The sequence below is a fragment of the Streptomyces alkaliphilus genome, from assembly GCF_014141535.1.
Lineage (GTDB): Bacteria > Actinomycetota > Actinomycetes > Streptomycetales > Streptomycetaceae > Streptomyces > Streptomyces alkaliphilus.
In genome coordinates, this window is sequence record NZ_VKHT01000090.1 from 1 (window position 1) to 9,441 (window position 9,441).

Below are 9,441 nucleotides of genomic sequence, written 5' to 3' on the forward strand. Positions count from 1 at the left end.
GGACCGGGGGTGGCCGGGGGCCGGGACGCGTGAATCCGGGTGAGCGCAAATGTCGTGTATCCTGGCTACGACCGATTGGTGACCGGTACACGCCGGGGCTGGTGCCCCGAGGCGTGAACCCGGCCGCCGATCCACAAGTGGAGGCTCCGTCTCCCACCTGGCACCGACCCTCGGGTCGGCAGGTCGGAAGGTCTTGTCGCGCCCCGTGGTCAGCCACGGCGGTGCTCCGGTCTTCGAGGAGCTTCCGCCTGTGCCCGCCCGGGGCGTTCGCGTGTCCGTGGCGGAGGGCGCACCCCATCATGTTCGAGGCACTGCCGTCCGCCAGGCGGCTGTGCGGCGCAACCGAGGAGGCCCCATCAGCGCCGAGCCCCGCATCAACGACCGGATTCGCGTCCCCGAGGTGCGACTTGTCGGTCCCAGTGGCGAGCAGGTCGGCATCGTGCCGCTTGCCAAGGCACTGGAGCTTGCCCAGGAGTACGACCTGGATCTCGTCGAGGTCGCGGCCACCGCCCGACCCCCCGTGTGCAAGCTCATGGACTACGGGAAGTTCAAATACGAGTCGGCCATGAAGGCCCGTGAGGCGCGCAAGAACCAGGCGCACACGGTCATCAAGGAGATGAAGCTCCGGCCGAAGATCGATCCGCACGACTACGACACCAAAAAGGGTCACGTCGTCCGGTTCCTCAAACAGGGTGACAAGGTCAAGATCACGATCATGTTCCGGGGGCGCGAGCAGTCCCGGCCCGAATTGGGCTACCGCCTGCTCCAGCGTCTGGCCGAGGACGTCCAGGACCTGGGCTTCGTCGAGTCCAACCCCAAGCAGGACGGCCGCAACATGATCATGGTTCTCGGTCCGCACAAGAAGAAGACCGAGGCCATGGCCGAAGCCCGGCAGGCGCAGGCCGCCCGCAAGGCGGAGCGCCAGCAGGGGGAGCCCCGCAGCTGAGGGGCCGCGCGGCGCCCCGCTCGGACAGCAAGCGAAAGTCGGCACCCTCCGGAACGACCTCCGGGTCGAACCGGAGGCGTGCCATGGACGAGGAGAGAACGGCGACATGCCGAAGAACAAGACGCACAGCGGTGCCGGTAAGCGCTTCAAGATCACCGGCTCCGGCAAGGTGATGCGCCAGCGCGCCGGCCGCCGTCACTACCTGGAGCACAAGCCGTCCACCCTGACCCGCCGTCTGGCCGGCACCACGGAGACCGCTCCGGCCGACGCCAAGCGGATCAAGAAGATGCTCGGCAAGTGACCGCCTCCCGCCCGACCGGCCACCGGTGACCGGGCGGGGCGACGACAACCGGGTCCTCATCCGTTCCCGGGCCGTGCGCACGTCCACGGCCCCTTACAAGGAGTTCACCAGTGGCACGCGTGAAGCGGGCGCTCAACGCCCACAAGAAGCGTCGGGCGATCCTCGAGCAGGCCAGCGGCTACCGCGGTCAGCGGTCCCGCCTGTACCGCAAGGCGAAGGAGCAGGTCACCCACTCCCTCGTCTACAACTACAACGACCGCAAGAAGCGCAAGGGCGACTTCCGGCAGCTGTGGATCCAGCGGATCAACGCCGCCGCCCGCGCCAACGGCATGACCTACAACCGCTTCATCCAGGGCCTGAAGGCGGCCGAGGTGGAGATCGACCGCAAGATGCTCGCCGAGCTGGCGGTCAACGACCCCAACGCCTTCACCTCCCTCATCGAGGTGGCCAAGCAGGCGCTGCCCGCCGATGTGAACGCCCCGAAGGCCGCCTGAGCACCGGACGTCCATCATTCGGCGTTCGCCGGCGTACGGCGCTGCTTGTCGACGTACGGCGCTGCTTGTCGACGTACGTCGACGTGTGTCCTCACCCGGCCCCGCGCCGGGGCATCCGCCGGACCCGCGGGCCCTGCCCGCGGGTCCGGCGTGTGTCCGGCCCCCGCGCCCGCCCGGTACCCCATCGGGCGCCCCCGTGCCGTGCTCCCGGGCCGGCCGTCCCTCCCGGGTGGCGGACCGTGCCGCGGGCCCGGTCCGTCCAGTCCCGGAAGCGAGCCCCGAGTCGCCATGCCTCCCGCCGTCGAGCTGACCTCCCCACGGTCCCCGCGGATCCTCGCCGCCCGTCGATTGACGCGCCGCACGGCCCGGTCCCGGGAGCGCCGTTTCCTCGCGGAGGGACCCCAGGCGGTCCGGGAGGCCGCCGCCGCGCGCGTCGGGCGGAGCGACGGACCGGTGCTGCTCGACCTCCTCGCCACCCCCGACGCCGCCGAACGCCACGCCGAACTCCTCGACCTCGCCCGGGCGGGGGGAAGCCGTGTCGCCGTCGCCGAGCCCGACCTGGTGGAAGGACTGTCGCAGACGGTCACCCCCCAGGGACTGATCGGCGTGTGTTCCTTCCTCGACCGTCCCCTGGACGCGGTCCTGGCCGACCGCCCCCGCCTGGTGGCGGTGCTCGCGCACGTCCGTGACCCGGGCAACGCGGGGACGGTGCTGCGTTGCGCCGACGCGGCCGGGGCGGACGCGGTGATCCTCACCGACGCCTCCGTGGACCCCTACAACCCCAAGGCCGTGCGGGCCTCCGCCGGCAGCCTCTTCCACGTACCGCTGGTGGTGGGCGTTCCCGTCGCCGAGGCGGTGCGCGCCCTCGCCGACTCGGGCGCCCGCTGCCTGGCCGCCGACGGCGCGGGGGACCACGACCTCGACGCGGAGCTGGACACCGGCGCCATGGGAGGTCCGACCGCGTGGATCTTCGGCAACGAGGCGTGGGGCCTGCCCGGGGAGGTCCGGTCCCTGGCGGACGCGGTGGTCCGGGTGCCGATCCACGGTCGTGCCGAGAGCCTGAACCTCGCCACCGCCGCGGCGGTGTGCCTGTACTCCTCCGCCCGTGCCCAGCGGGCCCCGGGCGGCTGTCGCGCGGGCGAGGGGAGCCGGGCCGACCCGCCGGACGCCGGGTGAGCCCACCGGCGCCCGTCCCCGCGATCCCACGTCCGGGTGACCCCGGGGCACGGAGGGGCTCCCACCATCCGCCGCGGCGGTAGGCTGACGCGGCGTGCGGGCGCCCCGGCCGGGCCCGCCGGGGGGAGGGGAAGGGCATGGGAACACCATCCGGTGCGGACGACGCGTGTCCGCGTCCGGACGACCTGCCGGACGGCCTGGTGGTCGCGGACCGGGAGGGGATCGTCACCTGTTTCAACGCCGAGGCCGCTCGGCTGACGGGCATCGCCCCGCACCGGGCCCTCGGCCGTCCGTTGGGGGACGCCCTTCCGCTGGAGGACCTCGACGGCCGCCCCTGGTGGCGGGTCACCGACCCCTACGGCGGCCTCGCCATACGTCGCGGTCAGCCGGAACGGAACCTGCTGCTGCCCGGTGGTCGGGAGATCCTGGTGGCCGCCCGCTACGTCCGGCCCGCCCCCCGCACCGCTCCCGTTCGGGTGGTGATCACCCTGCGCGGCACCCGGGCCCGACGGCGCGTGGAGCGCGGTAACGCCGAATTGATCGCCACCGTCGCCCACGAACTGCGCTCCCCGCTCACCTCGGTCAAGGGCTTCACGGCCACCCTGCTGGACAAGTGGGACCGCTTCACCGACGAGCAGAAGCGGATGATGATGCAGACCGTGGACGGTGACGCCGACCGCGTCACCCGTCTGATCACCGAACTGCTGGACGTCTCCCGGATCGACTCCGGTCGCCTGGAGATCCGGCGCGAGCCGTTGCGTGTGGAGGAGGCGGTGCGGCGCCGGGTGGACGCCCTGGTCGCCGCCGGGGTCCCGGCCGAGCGCTTCGTGATCCGGGTGAACGGCGAGCCGCCCCGCCTGTGGGCCGACCCCGTCAAGATCGACCAGGTACTGGGCAACCTCCTGGAAAACGCCGTGCGCCACGGCGGGGGAACCGTCACCATCGAAGTGGGGCCGGCGCCGTCGGCCCCGTCCGGTCCGGCGTCCACCGCGATCACCGTCGCCGACCGGGGCCCCGGCATTCCGGAGGAGACGATGCACCGGGTCTTCACCCGTTTCTGGCGCGGCAGCGGCCGTGGCGGCACGGGCCTGGGCCTCTACATCGTCAAGGGCATCGTGGAGGCCCACGGCGGCACGGTCACCGTGGGACGGGCCCCGGGCGGTGGGGCGCGGTTCCGCCTCATCCTGCCCCCCGGCGTGCCGTCCCTCCTCGCCTGAGCCCCGACGACCGGGCCCGGGCGGAGCCGCGGTCGGGGCGGAGCCCGGGGGCGGGCCGTAGACTCGTCACCGGTCCCGCCGTCGCGGGACCCGGCGCGCCACCGGGCAACCGGGCAACCAGGAACCAGCAACCAGGGGAACATCGAGAAGAGATGTCGGCACCCAACAAGTCCTACGACCCGGTCGAGGTCGAGGCACTGAAACCGGAAGCGGTCGAGCGGGCCCGCGAGGACGCGCTGGAGGCCATCGCGGCCGCGGGCGACCTCGAGGAACTGCACGAGGTCAGGATCGCCCACGCGGGCGACCGCTCACCGCTGGCGCTGGCCAACCGGGAGATCGGTGCGCTGCCGCCGAAGGCCCGTGCCGACGCGGGCAAGCGCGTCGGTCGGGCCCGCGGCGCGGTCAACAAGGCGCTCGCCGCCCGCCTGACCGAGTTGGAGGCGGAGCGCGACGAGCGGGTGCTGGTCGAGGAGGCGGTGGACGTCACCCTCCCCGCCCGCCGCACGCCCGTCGGCGCCCGCCACCCGCTGACCACGCTCATGGAGCGCATCGAGGACGTCTTCGTGGCCATGGGCTACGAGGTCGCGGAGGGGCCCGAGGCCGAGGCGGAGTGGTTCAACTTCGACGCCCTCAACATCGCCCCCGACCACCCGGCCCGCAGCGAACACGACACGTTCTTCCTCCACGGCCCCGGGGGCGGGGAGGGGTCGGCGGACGCCGCCGACGGTCCGGGTTCCGGCGTGGTGCTGCGCACCCACACCTCCCCGGTGCAGATCCGCTCCCTGCTGGACCGCGAGCCGCCGGTCTACGTGGTGTGTCCCGGACGGGTCTTCCGCACCGACGAGCTCGACGCCACGCACACCCCCGTCTTCCACCAGGTCGAGCTGCTGGCGGTCGACGAGGGGCTGACCATGGCGGACCTGCGCGGCACCCTCGACCACATGGTGGGGGCCCTGTTCGGTCCCGACATCCGCACCCGTCTGCGTCCCAACTACTTCCCCTTCACCGAGCCGTCCGCCGAGATGGACATGGTGTGCTATGTGTGCCGCGGGGAGTCCGTCGGCAACCCCGACCGCCCCTGCCGCACCTGCTCCAGCGAGGGCTGGATCGAGCTGGGCGGCTGCGGCATGGTCAACCCGCGGGTGCTCACCGCCTGCGGTGTGGACCCGGAGCGCTACAGCGGCTTCGCCTTCGGGTTCGGCATCGAGCGGATGCTGATGTTCCGTCACAACGTCGAGGACATGCGAGACATGGTCGAGGGTGACGTCCGCTTCACCCGACCCTTCGGAACGGAGATCTGATGCGGGCCCCGCTTTCCTGGCTTCGGGAGTACGTCGACCTGCCGGCCGGGACCACCGGCCGCGAGGTCGCCGCGAAGCTGATCGCCGCCGGTCTGGAGGTCGAGACCGTCGAGCGCGTCGGCGCCGACATCACCGGCCCCCTCGTCGTCGGTCGGGTCCTGGAGATCGAGGAGCTGACCGGATTCAGGAAACCGATCCGGTACTGCGCGGTCGATGTCGGCGCCGCGGGTGCGGAGTCCGGCGAACCGCAGCGGGTCATCTGCGGCGCCCGCAACTTCGTCGTCGGGGACCTCGTCGTCGTGGCACTGCCCGGCGCGGTCCTGCCCGGTGATTTCGCCATCTCCTCCCGCGAGACCTACGGACGTGTCTCCGAGGGCATGATCTGCTCCGCCGCCGAACTCGGCATGGCCGACGACCACAGCGGCATCATCGTGCTGCCGCCCGGCCACGAGCCCGGTGACGACGCGATCGAACTCCTCGAACTGCGGGACGAGATCCTCGACATCGCCGTCACCCCCGACCGGGGCTACTGCCTGTCGCTGCGCGGGCTGGCCCGCGAGACCGCCATCGCGCACGACCTGCCGCTGCGCGACCCGGCGCTGTTGGACGTGCCGGTGCCCAACGAGGACGGACACCCCGTGCGGGTGGAGGACCGGGCCGCCTGTGACCGGTTCACGGCCCGCGTCGTCACCGGCGTGCGGCCGGACGCCATCACCCCGGTGTGGCTGCGCCGCCGCCTGGAGAAGGCCGGGGTGCGCTCGGTCTCCCTGCCGGTCGACATCACCAACTACGTGATGCTGGAGCTGGGCACGCCCCTCCACGCCTACGACCGCGCCCGCCTGGAGGGCGGGATCGGCGTGCGCCGCGCCGAGGCCGGTGAGGAGCTCGTCACCCTCGACGGGGTCAAGCGCACACTCCACCCCGAGGACCTGCTGATCACCGACGCCAGGGGGCCGATCGGCCTGGCCGGCGTCATGGGTGGCGCGGAGACCGAGGTCCTCACCCCCGAGCGGGACCCGGAGACCGACGAGTGGCGCGGCACCACCGAGATCGTGGTGGAGGCCGCCCACTTCGACCCCGTCGTGATCGCCCGCACCGTCCGTCGCCACGGCCTGACCACCGAGGCATCCAAGCGGTGGGAGCGCGGAGTGGACCCCGAGGCGACCGCCGCGGCCGCGCAGCGAGCCGTCGACCTCCTGGTCGGCCTGGCCGGCGGCATCGCCGACCCCGGCGTCACCCATGTCGGCGTGATGGGTGTGCCGCGCACCCTCCGCCTCCCCGCCGACCACCCCGACCGTGTGGCCGGCGTCGCCTACGGTCGCGAGACCGTCGCCCGCGCCCTGCAGCGGGTGGGGTGCGACGTCTACGGCACCGACGAACTCACCGTCACCGTGCCCAGTTGGCGACCCGACCTGACCGATCCCAATGACCTGGCGGAGGAGGTCATCCGGCTGGAGGGCTACGAGAACCTGCCCTCCACGCTGCCCCGGCCCCCGGCCGGCCGCGGACTGACCCCCCGGCAGCGACTGCACCGCCGGGTCGGTCGCGCGCTGGCGGGGGCGGGATTCGTCGAGGCCCCGTGCTACCCCTTCCTGGGAACCGCCGCGCTGGACGCCCTCGGACTGGAGCCCGATGACCCGCGTCGCCGCACCGTGACGCTGGTCAACCCGCTCTCCGACGAGGAACCCCACCTGCGCACCACGCTGCTGCCGGGGCTCCTCGCGGCGCTGCGCCGCAACGAGGGCCGGGGCAACCACGACACCGCGCTGTTCGAGACCGGTCTGGTCTTCCGCCCCACCGGTGAGGAGCCCGCCGCGCCCCGGCTGCCGGTGGACCGTCGTCCCGACGCCGAGGCGATCGCCTCCCTGGACGCGGCGCTGCCGCATCAGCCGCGCCGGGTCGCGGCGGTGCTCGCCGGGCTGCGGGACCCCGCCGGCTGGTGGGGTCCCGGACGGCCGGCCGACTGGGCGGACGCGGTGGAGACCGCCCGGCTGGTGGCCCGGGAGGCGGGCGCCGACATCGAGATCGTCGCGGACCGACACGCTCCCTGGCACCCCGGTCGCTGCGCGGCGGTCCGGGTCACCGTGGACGGTGAGGTCCTCACCGCCGGCCACGCCGGTGAACTGCACCCCCGGGTCATCGGGGCGATGGGGCTGCCCCCCGGCGCCTGCGCGCTGGAGCTTGACCTGGATCTGCTGCAGCGGGCCTCCGAGGGGCCCGTGCGCGCCCCCGGCGTGCCGAACTTCCCGCCGGCCACGCGGGACGTGGCACTGGTCGTGGACGCCTCGGTGCCGGCCGGCCGGGTGGAGGAGGCGCTGCGGGAGGGAGCCGGTGAACTCCTGGAATCCCTGCGGTTGTTCGACGTCTACACCGGCGAACAGGTGGAAGAGGGCCGCAAGTCGCTGGCCTGGGCCCTGCGGTTCCGTGCCCCGGACCGCACCCTGACGGCCGAGGAGACGGCCGGCGCGCACGACGCCGCGGTGGCCGCCGCGGCGGAGCGCACCGGCGCCGTGGTGCGCGGAGCCTGACACCGCCTCCGGCGGGGCCCCGGGAGATCGGGGCCCCGCCGGACGGAAGGCCCCTCAGGGCTTGCGGGCCACCCCGCCGGCCTGCCCGATCCCGTGTGGCCGCGAGTCGTCCGGGGAGGGTTCCGGCCGCCACAACGGCACCGAGACCACCCCCGGCTCCACCGGCTCCAAACCGTCGAAGAACCCGCGGAACTCCTCCATCGTCCGCAGCCGGTAGGGGATGGCGCCGCTCTCGTTGTACGCCCGCTGGGCCTCCGCGTAGACCGGGTCGGTGTCGGTGCCCTCGTTCAGGCACAGGTAGCTGCCGGAGGCCAGCCCCCCCATCAACCGGTCCACGATGGAGCGTGCCTCCTCCACCGTCTCCACGTGCCCCAGGATCCCGCTGAGGATCAGGGCCACCGGCCGGTCCAGGTCCAACCGTTCCCCGGCGGCCCGCAGAATCCCCTCGGGATCGCGGAGGTCCGCCTCCACATAGGTGGTCTCCCCCTCGGGGGTACTGGTGAGCAGGGCGTTGGCGTGCATGAGCACCAGCGGGTCGTTGTCCACGTAGACCACCCGGGCGTCCGGGGCGACCCGTTGGGCCACGTGATGGGTGTTGTCCGCGGTGGGCAGCCCCGTGCCCACGTCCAGGAACTGCCGCATCCCCGCGTCGCGGGCCAGGAAACGGATCGCCCGTCCGAGGAAACGCCGCGACTCCCGGGCGATCTCCACGATGCCGGGGAAGACCTCGCGGTATTGATCCCCCGCCACCCGGTCCACCTCGTAGTTGTCGGTGCCGCCCAGCCAGTAGTTCCAGATCCTCGCCGAGTGCGGCACCGAGGTGTCGATCTTCGACACCGGGTTCCGGCGCGGTTCGGATGCCTCCGTCACGTGATCATCTCCTGCCGTTCCGCCGATCGGGCGGCCGGCCCGGTGGGCCCGGGTGCGGGCTCCGGGACGCCGACCGGCCCCGGACCACCGATCGTAGGCGCCGTGGGTTCCGGGCGCCGTCCGCCGGGCGTGCCGGGCCGGACCCGTTCCTCCCGGACCACCGGTTCGGCGGAGCGGACCCGCTCATCCTCTCGGCACCCGCAACCGATCCCAACTCGTCCGGCCCGGGATGCCGTCGGCGTCCGCGCCGGTGAAGCCCAGTTTGCGCTGCCAGGCCGAGTAGGAGCGGCGGTCCGCGTCGGACCACCGGGGCCCGGGGCCCACCCGGTAGTGGGAGCAACCCTCCTCCACCAGGCGGCGACCCATCCGGGTGATGATCGGACTGTCGGTGCCGACCCGGAAGAACGAGGCGCCGGGAAACGGCTCCCGGGAGGCGGGGGCGGAGCGCTGGGCGGGAATGGTCAGACGCTGACCGGGCCGGATCGTGTAGGGGGCCGGGATGCGGTTGGCCTGCGCGATCTGTTGCCAGGTCACACCCGGGTACGCGGTGGCGATGCCGGAGAGCGTCTCCCCCGCGCGCACGGTGTGGGTGGTGCTCCCGCCGGATC

Annotated in this window: 9 protein-coding genes; 7 read left to right on the forward strand and 2 right to left on the reverse strand. The window is 73.2% G+C overall.

The features are described from left to right. The first annotated feature begins 331 nt into the window (after window positions 1-331). The 7 genes from infC to pheT all read left to right on the forward strand — a co-directional run bounded on the left by infC (window position 332) and on the right by pheT (window position 7,963). Window positions 332-946, forward strand: a complete 615-nt coding sequence (gene infC, locus FNQ90_RS05315; RefSeq protein ID WP_143618417.1) for a translation initiation factor IF-3 — start codon at window positions 332-334, stop codon at window positions 944-946. Window positions 947-1,052: 106 nt separating this feature from the next. Beyond that, on the forward strand, window positions 1,053-1,247 hold the full coding sequence (gene rpmI, locus FNQ90_RS05320) for a 50S ribosomal protein L35 (protein WP_182605199.1): 195 nt from the start codon (window positions 1,053-1,055) through the stop codon (window positions 1,245-1,247). 110 nt (window positions 1,248-1,357) lie between these two features. Further along, entirely contained in the window at window positions 1,358-1,741 is a 384-nt protein-coding gene (gene rplT / locus FNQ90_RS05325) for a 50S ribosomal protein L20 (protein WP_143618413.1), read from the forward strand. A gap of 288 nt (window positions 1,742-2,029) precedes the next feature. Next, the gene (locus FNQ90_RS05330) at window positions 2,030-2,917 is read left to right on the forward strand and encodes a TrmH family RNA methyltransferase (RefSeq protein WP_182605200.1); all 888 of its coding nucleotides are present in this window, start codon (window positions 2,030-2,032) and stop codon (window positions 2,915-2,917) included. A 137-nt stretch (window positions 2,918-3,054) separates the two neighbouring features. After that, window positions 3,055-4,134, forward strand: coding sequence for a sensor histidine kinase (locus FNQ90_RS05335; protein ID WP_182605201.1), 1,080 nt, complete (start codon window positions 3,055-3,057; stop codon window positions 4,132-4,134). A 152-nt stretch (window positions 4,135-4,286) separates the two neighbouring features. Then, entirely contained in the window at window positions 4,287-5,435 is a 1,149-nt protein-coding gene (gene pheS / locus FNQ90_RS05340) for a phenylalanine--tRNA ligase subunit alpha (RefSeq protein WP_182605202.1), read from the forward strand. Then, window positions 5,435-7,963: a phenylalanine--tRNA ligase subunit beta gene (gene pheT, locus FNQ90_RS05345; protein ID WP_182605203.1), complete on the forward strand. Its 2,529-nt coding sequence runs from the start codon at window positions 5,435-5,437 to the stop codon at window positions 7,961-7,963. Before pheS ends, pheT begins: the two co-directional genes overlap by 1 nt. Before the next feature lie 54 nt (window positions 7,964-8,017). Here pheT and FNQ90_RS05350 read toward each other — a convergent pair whose 3' ends face one another. After that, entirely contained in the window at window positions 8,018-8,800 is a 783-nt protein-coding gene (locus tag FNQ90_RS05350) for an SAM-dependent methyltransferase (RefSeq protein WP_182605204.1), read from the reverse strand. A gap of 216 nt (window positions 8,801-9,016) precedes the next feature. Beyond that, window positions 9,017-9,441, reverse strand: a 425-nt coding sequence (locus FNQ90_RS27060; protein WP_228470877.1) for a peptidoglycan-binding protein, incomplete at its 5' end; no start/stop codon positions are given.

Coding starts and splice junctions, on each gene's coding strand:
- FNQ90_RS05330 (WP_182605200.1), top strand. CDS start 2,030: ATGCCTCCCGCCGTCGAGCTGACCTCCCCACGGTCCCCGCGGATCCTC.
- pheS (WP_182605202.1), top strand. CDS start 4,287: ATGTCGGCACCCAACAAGTCCTACGACCCGGTCGAGGTCGAGGCACTG.
- rpmI (WP_182605199.1), top strand. CDS start 1,053: ATGCCGAAGAACAAGACGCACAGCGGTGCCGGTAAGCGCTTCAAGATC.
- pheT (WP_182605203.1), top strand. CDS start 5,435: ATGCGGGCCCCGCTTTCCTGGCTTCGGGAGTACGTCGACCTGCCGGCC.
- FNQ90_RS05335 (WP_182605201.1), top strand. CDS start 3,055: ATGGGAACACCATCCGGTGCGGACGACGCGTGTCCGCGTCCGGACGAC.